20 protein-coding genes and 1 other RNA gene are annotated in these 21,802 nt (G+C 42.9%); 11 read left to right on the forward strand and 10 right to left on the reverse strand.

Going from position 1 to position 21,802, the window contains the following annotated elements; all coding sequences use genetic code 11:
* Positions 1-59 precede the first annotated feature (59 nt).
* The 4 genes from YH65_RS01605 to YH65_RS11455 are packed head-to-tail and all read right to left on the reverse strand — an operon-like array spanning position 60 to position 2,673.
* Positions 60-578, reverse strand: coding sequence for a globin domain-containing protein (locus YH65_RS01605; protein WP_084721999.1), 519 nt, complete (start codon positions 576-578; stop codon positions 60-62).
* A 53-nt stretch (positions 579-631) separates the two neighbouring features.
* Positions 632-1,504: a carbon-nitrogen hydrolase gene (locus YH65_RS01610; RefSeq protein WP_046550336.1), complete on the reverse strand. Its 873-nt coding sequence runs from the start codon at positions 1,502-1,504 to the stop codon at positions 632-634.
* Positions 1,505-1,520: 16 nt separating this feature from the next.
* Positions 1,521-2,549 (reverse strand): agmatine deiminase family protein, encoded by a 1,029-nt coding sequence (locus tag YH65_RS01615; RefSeq protein ID WP_084722000.1) that lies wholly within the window; start codon positions 2,547-2,549, stop codon positions 1,521-1,523.
* On the reverse strand, positions 2,536-2,673 hold the full coding sequence (locus tag YH65_RS11455; RefSeq protein ID WP_154806456.1) for a hypothetical protein: 138 nt from the start codon (positions 2,671-2,673) through the stop codon (positions 2,536-2,538). Before YH65_RS11455 ends, YH65_RS01615 begins: the two co-directional genes overlap by 14 nt.
* Before the next feature lie 39 nt (positions 2,674-2,712).
* Between YH65_RS11455 and YH65_RS01620 the strand changes: the two genes are divergently transcribed.
* Positions 2,713-3,723 carry an alanine racemase gene (locus YH65_RS01620; protein ID WP_046550338.1) on the forward strand — a complete coding sequence of 337 codons (1,011 nt, stop codon included), beginning with the start codon at positions 2,713-2,715 and terminating at the stop codon, positions 3,721-3,723.
* An 88-nt stretch (positions 3,724-3,811) separates the two neighbouring features.
* Here the strand turns inward: YH65_RS01620 and YH65_RS01625 are convergent, their stop codons facing one another.
* Both YH65_RS01625 and YH65_RS01630 read right to left on the reverse strand, forming a co-directional pair.
* The gene (locus YH65_RS01625; RefSeq protein WP_046550339.1) at positions 3,812-5,356 is read right to left on the reverse strand and encodes an ABC1 kinase family protein; all 1,545 of its coding nucleotides are present in this window, start codon (positions 5,354-5,356) and stop codon (positions 3,812-3,814) included.
* A gap of 4 nt (positions 5,357-5,360) precedes the next feature.
* Complete coding sequence (locus YH65_RS01630) at positions 5,361-5,633, reverse strand: phasin family protein (RefSeq protein ID WP_046550340.1); 273 nt, start codon at positions 5,631-5,633, stop codon at positions 5,361-5,363.
* 322 nt (positions 5,634-5,955) lie between these two features.
* Here YH65_RS01630 and YH65_RS01635 point away from each other — a divergent pair, with 322 nt between their 5' ends.
* From YH65_RS01635 to YH65_RS01660, 5 genes are all read left to right on the forward strand, one after another.
* The gene (locus tag YH65_RS01635; RefSeq protein ID WP_046550341.1) at positions 5,956-7,086 is read left to right on the forward strand and encodes a Fic family protein; all 1,131 of its coding nucleotides are present in this window, start codon (positions 5,956-5,958) and stop codon (positions 7,084-7,086) included.
* A 152-nt stretch (positions 7,087-7,238) separates the two neighbouring features.
* A protein-coding gene (locus tag YH65_RS01645) for an IS3 family transposase (protein ID WP_154806503.1) occupies positions 7,239-8,329 on the forward strand; the annotation gives its coding sequence in 2 pieces (ribosomal slippage) (positions 7,239-7,500 and positions 7,500-8,329; 1,092 coding nt in all).
* 375 nt (positions 8,330-8,704) lie between these two features.
* Positions 8,705-9,622: a hypothetical protein gene (locus tag YH65_RS01650; RefSeq protein ID WP_046550344.1), complete on the forward strand. Its 918-nt coding sequence runs from the start codon at positions 8,705-8,707 to the stop codon at positions 9,620-9,622.
* On the forward strand, positions 9,609-9,842 hold the full coding sequence (locus YH65_RS01655) for an ABC-three component system middle component 6 (protein ID WP_154806457.1): 234 nt from the start codon (positions 9,609-9,611) through the stop codon (positions 9,840-9,842). Before YH65_RS01650 ends, YH65_RS01655 begins: the two co-directional genes overlap by 14 nt.
* Positions 9,839-11,455: a DUF2326 domain-containing protein gene (locus YH65_RS01660; RefSeq protein ID WP_046550346.1), complete on the forward strand. Its 1,617-nt coding sequence runs from the start codon at positions 9,839-9,841 to the stop codon at positions 11,453-11,455. Before YH65_RS01655 ends, YH65_RS01660 begins: the two co-directional genes overlap by 4 nt.
* 80 nt (positions 11,456-11,535) lie before the next feature.
* Here YH65_RS01660 and ssrA read toward each other — a convergent pair.
* Positions 11,536-11,909, reverse strand: a transfer-messenger RNA (tmRNA) gene (gene ssrA / locus YH65_RS11360).
* Positions 11,910-12,015: 106 nt separating this feature from the next.
* Here ssrA and YH65_RS01665 point away from each other — a divergent pair.
* Genes YH65_RS01665 through YH65_RS01685 form a run of 5 tightly spaced genes read left to right on the forward strand, consistent with a single transcriptional unit; the run spans position 12,016 to position 15,514 of the window.
* Positions 12,016-12,798: a TOBE domain-containing protein gene (locus tag YH65_RS01665; protein ID WP_046550347.1), complete on the forward strand. Its 783-nt coding sequence runs from the start codon at positions 12,016-12,018 to the stop codon at positions 12,796-12,798.
* Between the two features lie 13 nt (positions 12,799-12,811).
* Complete coding sequence (gene modA, locus YH65_RS01670; protein ID WP_046550348.1) at positions 12,812-13,573, forward strand: molybdate ABC transporter substrate-binding protein; 762 nt, start codon at positions 12,812-12,814, stop codon at positions 13,571-13,573.
* Positions 13,574-13,579: 6 nt separating this feature from the next.
* A complete protein-coding gene (locus tag YH65_RS01675; protein ID WP_046550349.1) occupies positions 13,580-13,981 on the forward strand; it encodes a TOBE domain-containing protein in 402 nt (133 codons plus the stop codon).
* Positions 13,974-14,669 carry a molybdate ABC transporter permease subunit gene (gene modB, locus YH65_RS01680; RefSeq protein WP_012083872.1) on the forward strand — a complete coding sequence of 232 codons (696 nt, stop codon included), beginning with the start codon at positions 13,974-13,976 and terminating at the stop codon, positions 14,667-14,669. Before YH65_RS01675 ends, modB begins: the two co-directional genes overlap by 8 nt.
* Positions 14,666-15,514 carry an ABC transporter ATP-binding protein gene (locus tag YH65_RS01685; protein ID WP_046550350.1) on the forward strand — a complete coding sequence of 283 codons (849 nt, stop codon included), beginning with the start codon at positions 14,666-14,668 and terminating at the stop codon, positions 15,512-15,514. Before modB ends, YH65_RS01685 begins: the two co-directional genes overlap by 4 nt.
* Positions 15,515-15,629: 115 nt before the next feature.
* Here YH65_RS01685 and YH65_RS01690 read toward each other — a convergent pair whose 3' ends face one another.
* The 3 genes from YH65_RS01690 to lgt form a co-directional block, all read right to left on the reverse strand.
* Positions 15,630-17,138, reverse strand: coding sequence for a hypothetical protein (locus tag YH65_RS01690; RefSeq protein WP_046550351.1), 1,509 nt, complete (start codon positions 17,136-17,138; stop codon positions 15,630-15,632).
* A 353-nt stretch (positions 17,139-17,491) separates the two neighbouring features.
* On the reverse strand, positions 17,492-20,917 hold the full coding sequence (locus tag YH65_RS01695) for a BadF/BadG/BcrA/BcrD ATPase family protein (protein WP_046550352.1): 3,426 nt from the start codon (positions 20,915-20,917) through the stop codon (positions 17,492-17,494).
* A gap of 67 nt (positions 20,918-20,984) precedes the next feature.
* On the reverse strand, positions 20,985-21,770 hold the full coding sequence (gene lgt / locus YH65_RS01700) for a prolipoprotein diacylglyceryl transferase (protein ID WP_046550353.1): 786 nt from the start codon (positions 21,768-21,770) through the stop codon (positions 20,985-20,987).
* Positions 21,771-21,802: the final 32 nt, after the last annotated feature.

The following is a 21,802-nucleotide window of genomic DNA, read 5'->3' on the forward strand; positions in this document are numbered from 1 at the left end:
GGTAGGGCGCTGTCTCCAGACAGTACTATTTATAATGGTTACACGATCCCCGATTTCTGTTAGTCTTCTTTCACCTGTGTATAGGCTGCATAGTAGGTACTTCCGTCGGCAAAATTGTTGACAGTCAACTTGGAGAATGCTTCAAGATACTCCCAAAACTCTCTGATCAGTCCAATATCGACATGCTGTGCTTTGTCCGCCAATGCTTCACGCATAGTGCCAAGCCATTCTATACGGTTGTTCTCGTTAATAGAAAAATCATCATGGATTCGGATCATGTACTCGTTGAGTTCCATCCCTTTGCTCTCATTCTCATAAACTTTTGGTCCGCCGCAGATCTGGATGAAGAATTTGCTGTTCTTCTTTTTGACCTCTTCGAACTCCTCCTCATCCTGAGGGAAGAAATGGGCGATCTTGCTTTCGTATATCTTGTCATAGAAGTTGTACATCAGCTCCTTCATCCCTTCTTCTCCACCGATAGCCTCATAAAATGCCTTGGGTGGGTTTTTGAAATGAACGGGCTTTCCTTTCTCTACCGCTGTGATAGGCAGGTCCATGATCTCTTTTCTTGTAGCCATAATATACCTTTATCTTGTTTATCTGAATGGATTATAGTTAAAGTCTCTTAAATTCAGTCACAATAGCGTTTGAGCAAGCAGTCATATGCCTCAATGCGACGATCACGCAGAAAAGGCCAGATGTCACGTACCTCTTTGGTGCGTTTATGTTTAACATCGGCATAGAGTATCTCCTCTGTGCTGTTACTGGCCTGTGCGAGCATCTCTCCCTGTGCACCGCAGACAAAAGAGTTCCCCCAGAAGCGGATTCCGTTCAACACTTCGCTGCTATCGGGTTCAAAACCGATACGGTTGCAGGAGAGTACCGGAATGCCGTTTGCGATGGCATGGGAACGCTGTATGGTGATCCAGCTCTCGAGCTGCCGATTTTTCTCTTCCTCGCTGTCCTCATCGAACCAGCCTATGGCAGTAGGGTAGATGAGCAATTGGGCACCTTTGAGTGCCATGATGCGTGCCGCTTCGGGGTACCACTGGTCCCAGCAGACCAGAACCCCCAGTCTGCCCACAGATGTATCGATGGGTTCAAACCCCATATCTCCCGGCGTGAAATAGAACTTTTCATAAAAGCCGGGATCATCGGGAATGTGCATTTTTCTGTATTTCCCCGCGACACTGCCGTCCTTTTCAAAGACAACGGCTGTGTTATGATAGAGCCCTGGTGCACGTTTTTCAAAAAGCGAGGTGACAAGAACGATGCCGTTCTCCTTTGCGACATCTCCCCAAAATGACACATCTGCATCGAAGTCGGAAGCATAACCAAAGAATGCGGTATTTTCGCTCTGGCAAAAGTATTCATTCTGATGAAGCTCCTGAAGAACAATCAGTTCTGCGCCGTTGGAGACAGCTTCTTCTATCTTTTCTACTGTAGCCCGGACAGTATCTTCTTTGTTTTCATAAAATTTCTGTTGTATCAATGCTGTTTTCATAATGAATGATTCCTTGTTAATATGCGACCTGCATCGTAGAGCAGTGGAGACTTCCTCCCTCCTCTATGAGTTTCAGGCAGTTCACCGGGATCATCTCCCTCCCCGGAAACAATTCCCTTAATATCTCTTCCGCTTTGCTGTCATTTTGACTGTCGCTGTATGTCGGGAATACCAGTGCATCGTTCGTGATGAGGAAATTGGCATAGGTTGCAGGCAATCTTTTCCCCTCCTTGTCATATTTGGCTTCGCACATGGGCAGAGGGACCAGCTTATAGGGGTTGCCGTTCTGCTGCCTGAAGCTTCGAAGCTGCTCCTCCATCTTTTTGAGGGCATGGTAGTGTTCGTCTTCCGAATCTTCACACTGAACATAGGCAATAGTAGCTTCGTCAGTAAAGCGTGCCAGTGTATCGATGTGGCCATCGGTATCATCCCCTGCAAGATAGCCGTGATCGAGCCAGAGTACCCTTTTTGCACTGAGATACTCTTTCAATTTGTGTTCTGCCTCTTCTTTTGTCGATCCTCCATTACGGTTGGGATTACAGAGGCATTGACTCGTTGTCAGAATGGTTCCTTTCCCGTCACTCTCTATGGAACCGCCTTCAAGTATGAAGTCTATATGCTCAAGCTGTGTGATTCCCATATAGCCTTTTTGATGTAAAAGAGTATTGACACTATTGTCAAGTTCGGCTTCGAATTTTCCACCCCATCCGTCAAAGACAAAATCGAGCAGTTTTGTTTGCCCATCCTCCTCTATGCTGATGTATCCGTAGTCACGTATCCACGTATCGTTGGTAGGTATCTCAATAAAAGTCATGTTCCTGGTAGAGCAGAACATAGACGCTATCTTCTCTTTCGCCTGACAAATGATGTAAACCGCTTCTTTGTAGGCAATGGCCTGGGCGATACGGATAAAAGGGGAGAGTGCTTCATTGAGAGAGCTTGGATCTTCCGGATCGTACCAGTCGGTATGCTCATGGGGGAAAGACATAAGTACGCAGCGTTGACGCTCCCATTCGGCAACCATTCTTCTCTCAGTCAAGGTCACATCTCCCGCTTACTTTTCCCTGTTTGCTCTCTCTAATGCTTTTCTTGAACTCTTTGATGAGCAGAAAGATGAGGTAGGCGGTAAAGAACATACCGCCAATCTCAAGCAGTGTAAGCCAATTCATTTTAATCCCCCTTTAGTCATTATGTTTGTATAATCCTATATGGCAACTATTACGATCAATAAAGAAAATTTCTATCATAATCTTAACCAAATTGCATTAAAGACCGGTTCAATCGACAAGATTGCCATTGTACTAAAAGACAATGCGTATGGTCACGGCCTTGAGATTATGGCTTTCCTCTCTGCAGAGTTCGGCATCAGGCATGCAGTGGTCAGGAGTATGGAGGAAGCCAAGAATATCAAAGAACTCTTCCGGACGGTACTGGTACTGGGAGACCATGCGGTCAAAGATGATATCTGTTCTTTTGCACTCAACTGTTTGAACGACATAGAAAATGCAGAGCTGGGCGCCAGAGTGGAACTCAAGGTCGACACTGGGATGCATCGTAACGGTATCGCACCCGAAGAGTTAGAGAGTGCGTTGCAAATGATCCAAAAGAAAGATTTGGAACTTGTGGGGGTCATGACCCATTTCCGTTCGGCCGATGAGATGGGTTCAGAACTCTTTTGGCAGCAGAAGCGGTTTGAATCAGTGAAAGAGAGAGTGAAAGAGGCCGGTTTCATGAATGTACGTTTCCATTCTCACAACTCCGCGGCTATTTTGCGTACCAAAACATTCGATGAAGACCTGGTACGTGTTGGCATAGGCGCATATGGTTACAATGAACTGCCTGACGCTTTTGATGACATCCCCTTGAAACCAGTACTGTCCCTGTCTGCAAAGAAGATCGCTACCCGCAGACTTAAAAAAGGTGAAAGAGTAGGGTACGGAGGGGATTTTTCGGCACCTGAAGAGATGACCGTTTCAACCTATGACCTGGGGTATGGTGACGGCTGGTGTCGCGGTGACAGCGCCCATCCGTATATCACAGCAGAAGGATTGCCTATCTTGGGGCGTGTCTCCATGGATTTCATTATTCTGGAATCTGAAAAAGAGGAGCTTGTTATTATGAATGATGCCCAAAAAGCCGCCAGACAGTTCGGTACGATCTCTTATGAAATGACAACGGCTTTAAGTACAGATATTGAAAGAAAGATCGTTGATCGCTAATGGATGACTCTGGATAAACTGCTTCCCATGCGCTGGGAGCCGCGTATTTATGAAACTGTACGAATATGAAAATACTATTAGAGGTGCCCTATTTATAAAGCAGTCTGACCGCTCCTGTGGCAAAGAGTATGATCGCTGCCATTTTGTAGGTAGGATCGATCAACAGAATGAAAAACGCGAGCAAGATCAGCACAAACGAGAGTTTAAGCGAATTGAGACGATTAGCTAAACGGCTCTCAAGCCATTCCAACTGCCTTTCGCTCAAATGAACCCGCAGCTCATCCTCACTGATCTTCTGTATCCCGGTTTTGATCTGCCTGAGTGTCAGGGGAAGTGATCCCGCTTCATCTATAACCGTTTCGAGTATGCCGCTATCTGCTCCCAGTGCTTTTGGGATGTTCTTCTGGAGCAGGGGGAGAATGTCTTTGACACCGTTGAAATTGGGGATATAGATGGTCCCCAGACCTTCGATAATGGCACTGGCACGCATGATGTAGATCGCTTCCTGCGGCAGTTTGAACGGGAAATCCCGCATCGATGCCATAACGCCGAAAGCAAGTTCCTGCATGCTTGTCGCATCGAGCGAATCGTCGTTGAATATCTCAAACATTTTCTGTGCAAGTTCGGTCATCTGGTCCTGAGGTGCTTCATAGGTGATGACCCCCAGGCGTTTGCAGCTGGAAATGTAAAGTTCAAAATCCTGCTCATGGGCGGATTTGACCATTTCGATGATCGCGATACGGGCGGGATTGCTGATACGCTTGACCATCCCGAAATCCAAAAGTACCAGTTGTCCGTCTTCGCGGATCAGAAGATTGCCCGGGTGCGGGTCTGCATGGAAGTAACCGTTGATCAGCATCTGCTCAGTGTAGAACTCTATCAGTTTGTGCATGGCGGTCTGAAAGTCGATCCTGTTGTTCAGAAGCGCCTCTTTGTCGTCGAAGCGGATGCCCTTTTCAAAGCTCATTACAATGGCATCATCGCAGCAGTGTGCCTCATAGGGAACAGGGAAAATGACACCGCTTTTCTCGTAGACCATATTGAAACTTTTGAGATTGGAGAGTTCATTGGTGAAGCTGACCTCTTTGAGGATCATATCGGAAAATTCAGCTATGAGCGAATCGATGGAGTTCTTGGTGTAGTGTGAAAAAAGCGGACGGAAGATCCGGTTGAAAAAAGTTAATATCCGGATATCCGCTTTGACCTGCTCTTCGATCTGCCAGCGGCGCAGTTTGACCGCCACATGTTCTCCACTTTTGAGCCAAGCCTCATGCACTTCCCCTATGGAAGCGCTGGCGATGGGTACTTCGTTGAAACGTTCAAAGGGCTTACTGCTCCCAAAAGCACGGTCATAGACTTTTTTGAAGTTCCTGTGAGACATGGGAGGGATCTCGTCGTGCAGGGAACGCAACTCGGACAGGTAGGCATCATTGAAGAAGTCGGCTCTTGTGGCCAGTACCTGTGCCAGTTTGATGAAACTCGCACCCAGTTCGTTGATGCTCTCCCTCAACTCGGAAGGAGAAAGCGGGCGCATAAAAAGAAAACGCTCTTTCTTTTTGATCAGCAGATAAACTGTCAGCAGAAAAACAAAAACTTTTTTGACCCGTCCGGGCGAATAATTTGAAAGGTTCAAGTATTTACTTTTTTTTCTCTTTCTCTTTGTTCAGTGCTTCTATATCGGCTTTGGTAGCCAGGTCCATCTCTTCAAGGACTTCACGGATCGCCTCTTTGAGTTTGGACTTGAACTCCTTTTCTTCATCTTCGCCTTTGGCTTTGGCCTTGTCGATCAGCTTTTGAGCCTCTTCTTTGTTCAGTTTGCCCTTTTCAACCAGCTCATTGAGCTCTTTCTCAACTTTTTCCTTCGCCAGAAGCGCACCGCCCAGGCCAATGTAAAATAGATCTTTTAACATAATAATATCTCCTGTCTGTATATTTTTAATGATAGCATTTCTGAGTTAACGAAAATCAGTGTTTATACAAAATGGCTTTTGTGATTTGTTTTGTATTGTAGTTTGGTGGAGGTGAAGGAAATTTTACTTTCCCTTAAAACCGTGATTTCAAGCCATAGGCTCTAAATTGTGTACCAATTCGTGTACCACTTCAAATACTTTGCATCTTATCTGCAAGACAGATAAAGAATTATTGTACCTTTGAGCTGCTTAAATTTGACAATCAGCTCATATTATGATACGATTATCTGAAATAATCAGCTCACACAGACCAAGGATAGAAATGCAAGATGAAAAAATATGGATATGGCAAGATGATAACTATCCTCATTTCAGATACAATAAGGATGTATTGAATAAAAGCTTATTGTCTGTGAGTCAAAACAGCGGCAGACTAGATGGCATACTTACCATGCTCGGAGTTCAAAAAAGCAATGCTCTTAAAGTGGAATCTTCTATCAATGAAATAGTTACCTCCTCTCAAATAGAAGGAGAGGTTTTAGATCGTCAGAGTGTTCGTTCATCTATTTTAAAAAAGATGGCTGGTAGCGTTACAAAAAAAGATACTTCTACTAAACACACAGATGGACTTGTGGCTATGTTTATGGATAGCAGTACAAATAACTCGCCACTAACAGTTGAACGTCTCAATGGATGGCATAATACGCTGTTTCCTGATGGATATAGTGGATTGTATAAAATAAATGTGGCTAAATTTAGAGAAGAGGAGATGTCTGTTGTCTCCTATAAGGGTGGCAGAGAACAGACACACTACATTGCACCACCGCCAGATATTTTAGATAAAGAGATGGATGTTTTTTTAGCGTTTGTAAACACAAGTACAGAAGAACCTTACACTAAAGCCGCAATAGCCCACTTTTGGTTTGTGACTATACACCCTTATGATGATGGAAATGGTAGAATTGCAAGAGCAATAACAAACTATGTATTATCAAAAGAGCTTGGATTAAATGATGGGTACTACTCCATATCTACAGCCATAGTAGAGGATAAAAAGAGCTACTATGAGCTTTTGGAACATAGTCAAAAACTTATATATAATAAAAGTCTAGAGATAACAGAGTGGATATTATGGCATACAGATATGATAAACAAAGCTATAGAAATATCACTACAGCAGGTTCAAACAGCCATACAAAAAGCCAATTTTTGGGATAGAGCAAGAGAGTATTCACTTAACACTCGCCAAATAAAAGTGCTCAATAAGTTATTGGATGCAGGAGAAGATGGTTTCGAGGGTGGTCTAAATACAAAAAAATATATCTCCATAGCCAAAACTTCTACCGCCACAGCCAAGAGAGACATCGCTGATCTGGTCTCAAAAAACCTCATAGAACAAGTAGAGGGAACGGCTGGTAGAAATGTGAGATATGTTGTTCAGTTAATGAATTGAATCCTCTCGGGAATAATTCCCCGACCTTGTGGATCGATGCATTATCGACCTTAAGTGATAATTTATCGTGAGTCACGTCGCACTGACCTGCTCCCCAAAATTTGAGCCAAAACCAGAGTTAGACTATAATGTCAATACTACTGGAGGACAAGATGAAGAAACGATTCAGCGAAGAGCAGATCGTCAAGATTTTGCAAGAGGCTCAGATAGCGGATACCCAACGAGAGATTATCCGAAAGTACAATATCAGTGAACAGACTTTTTATAAGTGGAAACGTACCTATGGCGGTATGAGTGTTTCCGAAGTAAAACGACTCAAAGAGCTGGAAAAAGAGAATGCCAAACTGAAAAAGCTTTTGGCCGAACAGATGCTTGTCAATGAAGCACTCAAGGAGATCACGGAAAAAAAGTGGTAACGCCTGCTGCAAGACGTGAAGCTGTCAGAATGATGATGGATCATCAGATATCCCAGCGGCGGGCGTGCAAAGAGATCGGCCTGAGCCGTTCTCTATTGGTCTATGAGCCAAAGCAGCCAGCAAAAGACAGGCCTTTGATGGAATCGGTCAAAAGCCTTAGCGAAACCTATCCACGGTTCGGTTACAGACGTATTGCCGTAATGCTGGGTTGGCAACAACCAGAAGAACATGTGAACGTCAAACGGGTATACAGGATATGGAAGATGCTAAACCTCCAACTGCCAAAGAGACGGCCACGAAGGAAAAGACCCGGTACCGATCCCATGAAGCTGCTCTCCCAACATACAAACCATGTATGGAGTTATGACTTTATCAGTGACCGTGCTGCCAATGGCCAGAAACTGAAGATCCTTGTGGTGGTAGATGAATATACCAGAGAATGCCTGGCACTTGAAGTAGCCACATCGATCAGAGCCAACCATCTCATTAAAACCCTTGGAAGGCTGATGACACTGTATGGTAGACCAAAGTTTATCCGTTCGGACAATGGTCCGGAGTTTACAGCAAAAGCACTGATCAAATGGCTGACAGAGCACAATATCGGTCCTGCATTCATCAAACCCGGCTCTCCCTGGCAAAATGCCTATGTTGAAAGCTTCAATGGAAAGTTCCGGGATGAGTGTTTGAGCAGAGAGTGGTTCCTAAACAGAAAAGAAGCACAGGTCATCATAGAAAAGTGGCGTTACAGCTATAATCATGAACGACCTCACAGTGCACTGGATAACCAGCCACCATCAAAAGTTTCAGGCAGACAAAATGCTGCTTGATATACAATCAAAGTCTAACTTTGGGAATAGATCTATTTTTTGGGGCAGGTCAGCACCAATAAATTTAAATCCGATTCATACCCCGTACCCTTGGATCGAGGTTGTTGATTCCTACTGATTTTAGTCATATTCTCACCAACTCTTGCTTCTTTGATGACTTGTGCCGTCTCATCATTAGGTGTCTTAATTTTCAAATATTATTCAAATATTATTTTTGAGGTTCTTTTTGATATAAATATGCTAAAATTAGTCTAATGATGATTGTTTTACTTTTAAAGGAAATGGTAAGATATGCCAATAATATATTGCCTCGAGATTGAGGTATATTATTTTCATATAGAAGAATAATTAATAAAATATTAGGATAAGTGGTAAATGACCATTAAAAAATTAGAAGAACTTATATCAAATGCTATTCTTAGAAAAGAAGGCTTTGAATTTGAAGAGTTTGTAGTCTATATTTATAAGATTGTATATGGTGATGATTTTTTAGGAGTTGCTTCTGGTGGTGGTGATGATGGAAATGATGGAACCAATGGAAATATCCTGATTCAAGTTTATGGACCAGCAGACCTGAAAGGTACTAATGCTATATCTAAAATGAATGAAGACTATACTAAAGCAAAAGAAAAGTGGGACTTTTCAGGGTGGCATTATGTAGTAAATACCAAATTGAAAGATGCTCCAGCTAAATTAGTGTCAGCGGTATTGGAACTTAAAGAGAATGAGAAGCCTATTGAGATTGAATTAATTGATAGTAGTCGTTTAATAGGTTTGATTATGGATGCTTGGCAGAATGATAATAGCAGCCATTTAAAAATATATTCTTTACTAAATTTTGATGTAAATATTGATAACTTTAAAGACTTTGATAAAATATCAAAAGTAATAGACTTTATTGCGGATATTGATGAAGTTAAAAGTATTGATGTATTTGTTAATTTTGGAGGAGTTCAGTTTTTTCAAGGCAAAGATGAAAAAATAGATATCAATATAAAAACAGAGCAATTTAAAATATTTTTTATAGAAATAGTTAAAAATGCACGAGTTACAATTGAAGAATTTAAAGATAAAATTGGAGAAGAATATCTTGATGAAGTAGGAGAGTATATTAAAAAGAAATATATTGCTTTATTAAAAAGTATGGATGAGGAACATGCAATTATGGAAACTTATCAAAAAATATATGAAAAATTAAATAATGATCATAATTTATCTATTGCATTATGGATAGTAATAGGATATTTCTTTGACATATGTGATATAGGGAAAAAAGATAATGGTAATGGGTGATAAAATATTTAAAATTGAAGATGCTTTAATTGTAATAGGGTCAGAAGTTGTTAATGTACTTCAAAAATATGGCTCTATGAGGCTTGATGATATTTTTTTATATGTAAAAGATAATTATGTAAAAGATATTAAGTTTGATAGATTGATATATACTGTAGATTTTCTTTATATGATAGGGAAAATAAATATAAAAGAAGATGATATATTGGAGTTATTATGAAGCTTCTACAAATTACAAGTAATAATTCAAAGTTTTCTACTATTGAGTTTAAAGATGGGCTAAATTTAATTGTCGGTACAAAAATTGATAAAGATAAGAAAGAAACATCTAATGGTGTTGGAAAAACAATGTCAATTCAACTTATAAATTATTTGCTTGCTGGGCAAAATAAATTACTTGATCAAGTGTTGCAAAATTTAACAACTTCAGTTACCCTACAACTTAAGATTAAAGATGAAATACACCAAATTTCAAGAGACGGGAAGATCATATCATTAGACGAAGAGGAATTAAAGCTAAAAGACTTAAAAGATTTTTTGAATAAAAGTGTTGATAATGATAGATTTACTTTTCGTGATTTGTTCGTGAGATTTAATAGGCAATCTTATGAAAAAGCAACGGCACAAATTTCTACGGAAGAAGCTTTTAAAAATAATGCTATAAATGCTTGGTTATTGGGATTAGATATTCATTATATTGACAAGAAAAAAGAGCTTTATAACAAGCAACAAGCTTTAAAACAAATTATTGCCTATTTAAAAGAGCTTCAAGAGACCGTAAATAAAGAAGAGATTTATGAAATAAAAGAAAAGTTAGAAAAAATTGAAAAAGATATAGAAAATTTTGAAATAGCTGAAGATTATTATCAAATAAAAGAAAAAGCTGATGAATTAACATTACAGCTTAGAGATTCTGAAAATAGATTATCTATGTTAAGAAGGGATTTGAATTTAAGAGAAGAGCTTATCCGTGTAAACAAGCAAGAAGATGTTGATATAAATAGAGTTGAAAGAATTTATAATGAAGCTAAATTCTTTTTAGATGATAAAGTTATTAAACATCTTGAGGCAGTAAAAGAATTTCATAATACATTATTTGAGAATAGAAAGAAAAAAGCTAAAGAAGAGATTGAAATTTTAATAAAAGAAATTGAAATTGAAAAACAACGAATAGAATCACTAGATAAAGAAAGATCTAAATTGCTTCAATATTTAGAATCTAAAGGAGCTCTTGAAGAGTATAATAAATTATTAAGATATAGAGATGAATTAAAGAATAAGCTTCAAGATCTTGAAGCTAAAGAGAAAGAAAAAGAGAGGTATGAAGAGGAAAAGCAGCAGTTAAAACTTGAAATTGATAAGTTTGAACTTGAACTTATAAAAGCATCAAAAACAATGAAGTCTCAATTTGGATCTCTTGCAACTAAATTTAGGGATATATCAAATAAGTTCTATGAAAAACCAGGGTATCTTGACATAGATATAAATTCTACAATGAAAGCTAAATATGTATATAAAATCGATCCTAAAATACAAGCTGATGAAAGTAGTGGAATAGGAATGATGAAAATATTTATTTACGATATGCTTACCTATGATTTGAATTCTAATTTAATAGGCTTTTCAAGTCATGATAATATACTATATGATGTTGTTGATGAAAGGCAAATAGCAACAGCTCTTGATTATGCAAAAAATAATGCCAGTCAATATATATGTTCAATTAGTGATACAAAATTCCAAGGAGCTCTTGAGTATGCTAATAAAGTAGATAAAAATGATGTAATATTGGAATTAAATGAGCATAAAAAACTATTTGGTATAGATTTCTGATTTAAATATAATCACAATAAATGATGTTTACAGAGGATAGTGATTTTTTATAATTTTTTAAGAAGTATTACATTTGAATTTGGTGGAGATGAGGGGAATTGAACCCCTGTCCTAAAATAGCTAGGACTATGACTCTACATGCTTAGTCGGTGTTGATTGGTCTCGTTTGGTTTCGTTCAACACCCAAAACTACATCAAACCAGCCAGAATTCTCACACCGTGGCATGGCTTCCACGGAGCATAGTCATCAGATGTGATACCCAAAGATCCGGTTAAGATGACACTCACCGGCAGGGCAGTCCTCCGCGTTAGCGGGGTTAATGACTTACGCTACTGCGTAAGCTGGACGATAATCTGTATTGTTTGCGTTTAAGCTAAGTGGGCCGCGTAACGGAATTGCCCAGTCCGACATGCACATAGCCCCGACTACTCCAGTCGAAACCAAGTCATCCCCATGTGGGCGGATAATAACACTTTTAGGTTAGTTTGTCAAGGGCGTTGTTTCTTAAGGTATATAATGCTAATATTTTCGTTATGTATTTAAGTATATAAGGAAAAAGATGGAAGTCACATCGCCACTTACCTTTGAAATTTCAGGTGAACCGTTCCTGCTGGAAAAACGTATACGCCTTTTGTATGCGATAAATGAGCATGGTTCCATTTCCAAGGCGGCTAAAGTAGTACCCATGAGTTACAAAAGTGCCTGGGAAGCGGTTGATGCGATGAACGCACTCTCTCCGGAACCCATTGTTTTTAGGGAAACAGGCGGAAAGGATGGCGGTGGAACGACCATAACCGCGTATGGAATGCAGCTTTTGGAGAATTATGCACTACTGAAAGAAGAGCATAACCGTTTTCTGGAACGTCTTTCCGAATTGACGGACATTCAGAGCGGAGCGTTTAAAACCATTGGGCGGCTGGGATTGCAGATCTCGGCACGAAACCAGATACAGGCAGTGGTTACAGCCATTGAACCCGGAGAGGTCAATGCAAAGGTTTACCTGAAATTAAAAAGTGGGCAAGAACTGGTTTCTGTGATCACGGAAGAAGCCGTTGAAGATCTTGATATAAAAGAAGGACAGGTGGTAACGGCTATTTGTAAGTCTTCAAATGTTTACCTCCTTGTGGAAAACGAGAATAAGAATGAGATGGAAAACCATCTTGAAGGCAGGGTAGTACAGATAGAAAAAGACAAGAAAAATGTGAAGATAACGGTAGATATCGGCGAGCATGATACGATCGTTTCTGTAATGTCCCTGGAGAACTTTGAGAAATTGGCAATAGCAGAGAGCAGTAGTGTTATAGTAGTAATTGAAGCAAAAAATTTGATGTTGGGAAGATAAGGAGGAAGATGCAATGCTAAAAAAACTCTTTTGGGGAATCTTACTGCTAAACAGTCTGCTCTTTGCCGATACGATCACGGTTTTTGCGGCAAGTGATCTGAAATTCGCGCTTGACAGTATCAAAGAGAAGTTCCTGGCACAGCATCCGGATGATACCGTTAATATGATTTACGGTTCTTCGGGCAAGGGAAGGATACAGGTGGAAAAAGGGGCGCCATACGATCTCTACTTCTCCGCCAATATGGATTATGTGGAAAGTCTGTATAAAAAAGGGAATATCGTGACAAAACCCAAACTGTATGCTATAGGAAGGATCGTTATCTGGAGTAAGAACGGACATTTTGATGCGAAAAAAGGGTTTGAAAATTTCAAAATGTCATGGGTACATAAAGTGACCATTGCCAATCCGTCGCATGCGCCGTATGGACAAAAAGCTAAACAGGCGCTTGAAAGTGTCGGACTCTACAAAGTGCTTGAACCCAGAATCGTCTTTGGCGAGAATATCTCCCAAACGGCGAATTATATCAATATGAAAGCGGCGGATATAGGCATCATCGCGCTTTCACTGGTACTTGCCCCAAGCATTGCCAGGAGTGAATACAGCAGTTATTATCTGATAGATGATTCGCTTCATGAACCGCTGAGGCAGGGATACGGCATCACGAAACATGGTTCAAAGTCAAAACTGGCCAAAGCATTTTATGCGTTTATGCAAACCCCGCAAGTGCAGCAGATCATGAAAAAGTACGGCTTTGTTATCAATAAACAGGCATAAGAGAAGATGAACAGCATTACTGCAGCGATCACCGGCATCGATACGGTTGAAAATCTCAACATCGTACAGTTCAATGTGCAGGGTGACAGCCTGACAATGATGAGTTTGGACCTTGGTGATACCGTCCGGATCGGAACCGTGGTCAAACTTGCAGTCAAAGCAACGAACATAGCCATAGGGAAGCACATCGGCGGATCATTGAGTTATGCCAACCAGTTGCCGGTTATTGTAGAAAATATTGAAGAGGGTGTCTTGTTGAGTGCTGTGACTTTAAAGCATTTTGATACCGCTTTGGAGGCGATCATTTCTGCAGATGCTTTGAAAAAGATGGATCTGCATATAGGTGAAAAGGTCACGGCACTCATCAAAGCGAGTGAAATCTACATTCAGGAGATCATCCATGAATGAATTGTTTCAGACCATCGAATTCACACCTTTTGTGCTTTCATTCAAACTCGCGGCGATCACGTCAATGATTCTTTTTACGATAGCCCTGCCTCTGGCATGGTACCTTTCACAGACACGCTCCAAAGTGAAGCCTGTCCTGGAAGCTGTTACAGCCCTGCCTATCGTACTGCCGCCCTCCGTTCTGGGGTTTTATATGCTTTGGGCACTTTCCGCTAATTCACCTATAGGCGCCTTTTTTGAAGAGATATTCGGCGTCAAGCTGGCTTTCTCTTTTCCCGGACTGGTGATAGCCAGCTGTTTTTACTCCATGCCCTTCATGGTCCAGCCCCTGCAGAGCGGATTTGAATCGCTCAATAAAAATATGCTTGAAGCGAGCTACATCGCAGGCAAAAGCAGATGGATGACGCTCCTCAAAGTGGCACTGCCCAACATCAAACCTTCCCTGATGACTGCGCTTATTGTGACTTTCGCCCATACGGTCGGCGAGTTCGGTGTGGTACTGATGGTGGGAGGCAGCATTCCCGGTGAGACGAAAGTGGCATCGGTGGCTATCTATGATATGGTCGAAATGATGGACTATACCTCTGCACATATCTACAGCGCCATTATGATCGTCATGAGTTTTTTGGTGCTGCTGGCTGTCTATATCTTCAATGCAAAACAGCATAAAAAGTTTGGTTTACAATGATAGAGATAGAGATAAAAAAAAGCCTTCACGGCAGTACGGGAGAGATGGATCTTTCTGTCGATCTAGAGATAAAAGAGCAGGATTTTATTGCCTTGACAGGGAAAAGCGGGAGTGGGAAGACAACCCTGCTGCGAATACTTGCCGGTCTGGAAAAGGTGGAGGGAAAGATTACTGTTTCAGGAGAGATCTGGCAGGACGGGAAACATTTTCTTCCTCCACAGCAGAGAGAGATCGGTTATGTCTTTCAGGAGTATGCCCTGTTCCCCAATATGACGGTAGAAGAGAATCTGCTCTTTGTTGAGAATGACAGAGTCTTGTCGGATCGTTTACTTGAGCTTACGGAGTTGTATGACTTAAAGAAAAGACTGCCGCATTCTCTGAGCGGCGGACAGCAGCAGCGTGTCAGTCTTTGTCGTGCCATGATGAAGCGTCCCAGACTGCTGCTCATGGATGAACCGCTGTCTGCACTCGACCCTGAAATGAGGATGAAACTGCAAAACGAGATACTGGCACTGCATAAAGAGTTCGGTACCACAACGATCATGGTCAGCCATGACCCGAGCGAGATCTACCGTTTGGCGTCACGCGTACTGGTGCTGGAGCAGGGAGAGATCATCAATGACGGCAAGCCCAAAGAGGTACTGCTTCAAACACAGGGCTCCCAGAAATTCTCTTTCGAGGGTGAACTGCTCGATATTACAAAAGTGGATGTGATCTATGTGGCCATTGTTTCCATCGGACAGCAGCTTGTTGAAGTGGTGGTCTCTTCACAGGAAGCAGAGAACCTGAAGATAGGGCAGAAGGTGAGGGTGAGTACCAAAGCGTTTGCACCGATGATCGTTTGATAATATGCGGTGTATTGGTGTTGTCGGGGGACAACACCCTACAGCTTCATGATAAAATCACAATTAATAACAAAACATTGTTTCCGTAGGGTGTTGTGCCCCCACAACACCAGTTTTATACAAGACTGTCAATAAGTTGCGCTGCGGTACCTGCTTTTTCATTTTTGGGCTGGTAGAGGTAATTGTTCAACTTCTCCGGAATATGCTCCGGTACTTCTAATACTTCATATTCCTCTTTGGCAGCTTGTTTGGCTTTGAAGAGTGCCATCTGCACACGGCTGTAGAAATTGGCTGCACCTTCTCCCGATGTCTCTATGCTGAGGAAATTCGCCTGCGGATAGCGGCTGGTCACCAGTGACTGGACTCCGTCCGATACGGCAGAGGAGGGCATGCATCCGAAAGGTTTGATGGAGATGACGAGGTGTGCAAGATTGTGCTTGACGCTTTCGATGAGGTGTGCCACCTCAAGGTGCCCTTCTCCTCCGCTGCAGTCGAGTGTATAGTACTCCTTTGCAAGCTCTGCCAGCTTTTCCATATTTGGAATGTCATAGTCATGCAGGCCGATGGCTTTGGCATAAAGTGAAAAGTGGGTTTTGACAGCCGCTTTTCCGGCTTTGATGAGCATGCGCGTTCTGACGTTCGAGAAGTCTATTTTTTTGCCGTTCTCGACAGCGAGCTTCTCTTTTTTGTTCAGAGCCTGTTCTGCTTCCCAGATGCTAAGCATCAGACGATTCGTGATAGGTTGCGGTGTGCATTCTGCCCCCTCGGCTTCCAGAAATCTGTGTAGATTGTAGTTCCCGTCACCCTCTGTCATAGCAGCCCAGAATTCTCCCATGACCATTACTTTTGCTTTGGGCTGCAGACGGTTCAGTCTGACCTTCGCCAGGACAGTCCGGCACTTCCACAGTGCATTGATGAGACTGGAATGATCCAGAAAAGCCTTGGATACGATCTCTTTACATTTTTCTACAGCCTTGTCAACGCTTCCTTTCTCCACTTCATAGGGGCGCATTTTATAGGTCAGAATGTTGATGATGTCGCCGATGATGACGGCCTTGATGAGTCTAATGAAGAATTTTGGGGTAAAACTGAGAATATCTTCCTCTATTGTATCTCCCTGAAAGATCCCCTTGTCATGTTCGAAAGAAGTCAGTCTGAAACCTTCAAAGCCCGCATCTCGCAATGCCTTTTTGTATTCGGTGATGTACATACCGAAACGGCATGGGCCACATCCTCCGGCAGTGATGTAAACATATTTTCTGATGATCTCTTCACTGCTCAATCCCTGTTTGTCATGGAGGTCCTGCAGATATTTGACCAGGTTCCCTACGGTAAAGTAGGTAGGGTTGCACTGGCCTCTGTTCCCAAAGGCTTTTCCCGTCTGAAAGGATTTGAAGTCCGGATTGGGCAGGGCGATAAAGTTTATATCCATGGAGTTGAGGGCTGCTTCGACCAGTTTGTCCTGCAGGAGTGTCAATCCACCCGAGAGGAAGATGGTTTCTTCTTTTGGGGCATATTCAATGGGTTTGGAGGGAATGTCTCTCCATTGGGAAGGCGCTTTGTTAATGAAACTCAGATCACCGTTCTTGTCGGTCATTTTGATACTGGAGCAGGATTGACTCATATGGTTGCCTCCAAAATTGGTTTTGTATGTAAGGCTTTTAATCTACTTTTTTTAGAAAAAAGTAGGCAAAAAAGCGTCTCTTCACAAGTGTACGGGCGATGCTCTCGGCATGTTGCTTTGCAATATGCATACCTACGCATCTGTACACCCAGTGCTCAGAGACAACAAAGCATATTTTGATAAAAAAACGTTGTATTTGGCGTTAGCCTTGTTTTTAAAAAAAGAAAATGTCATCCCGAACGACCTTGAAAGCGAAGCGATTCGAGAGGGATGACGCATTTGGCCTACCTTTTCTAAAAAGGTAGAAAGAGAAGATCGTAAAACAGAAAAGATATTTATTTTGAAAGAATACATCATACCAAAACCCTTTCACTCGAATTTTCAAAAGTTTTTATATCCCCTTGAGGGTGACAAGACAAATTATCCAAAAGCGTTTGCCTATACTGTTCCAAAGTATAGGCAAAGGTCTTGACACGTATCTTGATCGATCCGCCGGGCTTGTTCGCATCGATATCGTGCAGGGTCAGATGCGGTGTACGGCTTGCACCCAGTATTTTATCGATAATGGCATAGGTAGGTGCATCATGCCCGCACTTGAACGAACTGAGGTCAAGTACAGCCACATTGGGGTGCCGTGCAGCGAATTTAGCCGCCCAGACCTTTTGTGCCGAATTGGTCGAGAAATTCTCTGCCCAGACATCTCGTATATCATAAGGGGATTCTATGATTCCCTGTGCGACTTCTTCTCCAAAGAAGCGCATCAGATAGGTTTCATCTTTGGGGATGGCACGCATGGAGATGGTCTTGAACCCGAGTGACTGGAATTCGTCGAGAACTTCATGGTTGAGCCCGGGGTCGGAATGGTAGGGACGTGCAAGCAGCAGAATAATAACCTCGCTGTTTTTTTCTGCCTCATCTAGAATGCGGTGTCCCTCTTCCATTATCTCCCGGTCGTTTTCATCAAGTGCCTTCCACGCCTGCTCGGCCGCCCATCTGTTCTCATCTTCAGTAATGCGCAGCCTGTCTCCCCAGGTGGCAAAGAGCTGTTTTTCAAGCAGTTTCCGGTTATCGAAATTCAGCGCTTCATCGACATAAACGATCCCCCTCTCCGAGAAAAGGTCCTTCTCCTTGGTGAAGGCGGAGTAGACCACTTTCGGTGTACCGGAAACGATGGGGCATGAGGTTTGTCCCATGGTATGCTGAACGTAACCGGGAAGCTCCGTCACGGCGGGGAACCATAGGTAGTCAAATGTTTTTTTCGCGAATTTTTTGCTGTACATCAGTGCATAGACATGAGACTGTGCCACTTTGGCAGGGTAGCAGGAATCCACAGAACCGTATTTGGCTCCTTCAAGGTACATATCTTCATTGGAAAAACCGGAGAACTGGATGTTGAGAGGGTCGATGCCAAGCGCTTCAAGATAGGTTCGCATGAAGGGAGCCAGAGAATAGACATTGAGTACTTTGGGAATAGCGATCTTCAGTGCTTTCCTGTAGGCTGTATCTTCCACTGAACTGACTTTGAAATTCTGTGTGATCTCCCTGCGCAGTGTCGGTCCCCATCCTCCAAGGGTCACTTTGACTTCCTGTCTTTTCACCTGTGTCGATTCTGTCGGCTTTTTATCCAGCATATAGGTGGGTGCAAAAAGTTTGGAAGACTCTTTTTTGACAAGGTTTGGTACGGTTTCTTGTAATGCTTTTCTGGAACTTTTCAGTGCTTTAAAGGCATCTGCAGACTCGACTGTACCATCTTCGCAGGAGAACCCGGCAATGTAACGCACGGTCTCCGAAGAAGGGGTATGGGTATCGATGAAGGTACGTGAGCAGTTGATGGTGCAGAAATGGCAGCGCGTACTCTCATCTGTCTTGGAAGTATAGGTCATCTGCAGTGCTTCCTCCAACCCGACAAAGGTGGCCGTGCCTCTTTTCTGTACGACATCTCTTGCTTCAAGTGCGGCGCCGATAGCTCCGGCTTCTCCCGGATGCGGATGAACATCGACCCTGGCATTGGGTACACGTTCTTTTATGTAATCCACCTGTGCCTTAAGTGCTGCCTGGTTGTACTGTGTTCCTCCCTGCAGCACGAAGTGGTCTCCGAACATGGCAAGGTTGGGGGCCTGTACGACATACTGCCAGACATTTTTGGGCAGGACCTTCGATATGCCGGCAAAGAGTTCCTCTTTGGTGTATCCCTCTTTTTGAAAGTTCACTCTATCCGTATCGAGAAAAACGGCACATCCGTAGTTGAAACGCGGTGCCTGCTTGGCGGCAAAGGCAACATCTGCAAAGCCTTCCACCGGAACACCGAACTGCTTGGCCATACTCTGCAGCAGGGTTCCGTTACCGGCACTGCACTGATTGGAGAGACGAAAATTTTTCATCATCCCGTTCTCCATGAAAAGCACTTTGATGTCCTGTCCGCCGATATCACAGATGACATTGATGCTTTCACCGAAAGCCTGCTGCGCACTTTTCATATGTGCAATGGTCTCGATGATATTTGCATCGGCTTTGAGTGCACCACCGAGTACATCTGCTGCGTAGCCGGTGACGCCAAGACCTTTGATATCGTAGTATTTCCCACTCTCTGATTCTGTGATCTTTTGCAAAAGTTCCAGTGTATCGTCAATGGGGTTTCCTTTTGAGAGCTGGTAGACTTTCAGGAGCAGTTCACCTTTTTCATCCAGCAATACCGCTTTGGAAGAGGTGGAGCCTCCGTCTATACCGAGGAAACAGGTAGTTTTTTCTGTCAATTGGGGAGATTGAAAGGGTTTGATGGTATAGCGCTCTCTGAATTCCCGAAGCTCCTGCTCATTTTTTACCAGGGGGGCGTCAATATTGTCATTCTGGTTGACACCGCCTGTATCTACCAGTGTTTTCAGAGCAATAAGTCCGGCGAAAGATTTGTCGTGGTTCGCTTCGCCTTCACCGAAGATCACTGCACCCAGAGCGGCATAGTACTGGGCATTGTCCGGTACGATGATCAGTTCATCAAGCTTGTTTTTGTCGTAAACTATGCCGCGTTCATCCCAGAGTTCGGCAATGCGCATGCGCCAGCAATCCTGCAAAAACGGCAGATAAGTGTTCGGTCCGCCAAGCAGCAGGACTTTGGGCATGAGTGTATTGCCCCGAGTCAGTACGGTCAGGTTCTGCATAACAATGGCATCTGCCAGGGAGTTCATGATCTCGTTGGAAGGAACGGAGGTCTTGACAAGGTTGACAATGTCCGTTTCTGCAAAGACACCGCATTTGGCAGCGACATGATGTAGTTTCTCTGTCGCAAAGGTGAGTTTCTGAACTTCTTCACTCTCCATACCGACCTTCATGGTACACTTCTCTATGGTGGCTCCCGTACCGGAAGCACATTTGTCGTTCATGGAGGTCAGTACGGTTTTTTTGCCGTCCTTACCCTCTTTGAAGTGGATGATCTTTGCATCCTGTCCACCCAGTTCCACTACAGCATTCACGTCGGGATGGTGGTGTTCCACGGCAAGCACGACAGCATTGACCTCCTGCACAAAACGCGCATTGAGTGTCGGGGCAATCCGGCTGGCTCCCGAACCTGTAATGTAAACTTTGTCAATGTTGTCATAGGCTTCTTTGTGCGTTTGAGAGAGTTCTTCGAGGAGTCTTAGAAGGGTAGGTGCCTGTTTGGTGTCGTGCGGAGTATAGGCTTTGGCAATGATGTTGAAGTCTCTGTCGCACAGTACATATTTGACAGTGGTGGAACCGATGTCGATACCAAGTGCATAATGATTTGTTCGGTTTTTTGCATTCATAAAGTTGTTTGTATACCTTATTCCTATCTCTACTTTTTTGGAAAAAGTAGGTAAAAATGACAAAGCGCTATGTACTGTGTTTCTTTTTTAAAGCCCATAATATCCATATGATACCTATCAAAATAAAAGGTAAACTTAAAGCCTGCCCTGTGCTGAAAGGAAGGTCCCATGTGTAGTCTGCCTGTTTTGTTTTGGTATATTCGAGTAGAAAACGGACCGTGAACATAAAAGTCAAAAAGATACCCGGAAGGATGCGGGTAGCAAAGTCCGGTTTGCTTTTGAGGTAGACCAGGAGCATAATTACCAAAAGTATCAGGTAGGAAAAGGCTTCATAAAGTTGTACCGGGTGTCGTGGAAGCATGTCGACACGCTCAAAGATGATTGCCCAGGGAAGATCGGTAGGTTTCCCCAGTATCTCGGAATTGAATAAGTTCCCGAAACGTACGAATGCTGCCGTGATCGTGCCGGCAATGGCTGTGCGTGAGAGCAGCCACATGAAATCAAGCCTGTATTTTCTGCAAAAGAACCAAATAGCCAGGATGGAACCAAGCAGTCCGCCATGGCTTGCCAGTCCTCCTTTCCATACTTTGAGTATCTCCAGCGGATGAGAGAGGTAGAATGCAGGTTCATAGGCAAAACAGTGCATCAGTCTCGAGCCGATAACTGCACCAACCATGACATAGATGAGGAAACTGTCCAGAAGAGCAGGGTCTTTGCCTTCGCGTTTAAAGATCCATTGTAACAGCATAAGTCCCAGAAAAAAGGAACCAACGAACAAAATTCCGTACCAGCGTAGCTGCAAGGGACCTAAATGTAATAAAACGGGATCGACATTCCAGATAAAATGTTCCAAAAATATACCTTAATTGTAATTATTTGTATTAT

The organism is Sulfurovum lithotrophicum, from assembly GCF_000987835.1.
Lineage (GTDB): Bacteria > Campylobacterota > Campylobacteria > Campylobacterales > Sulfurovaceae > Sulfurovum > Sulfurovum lithotrophicum.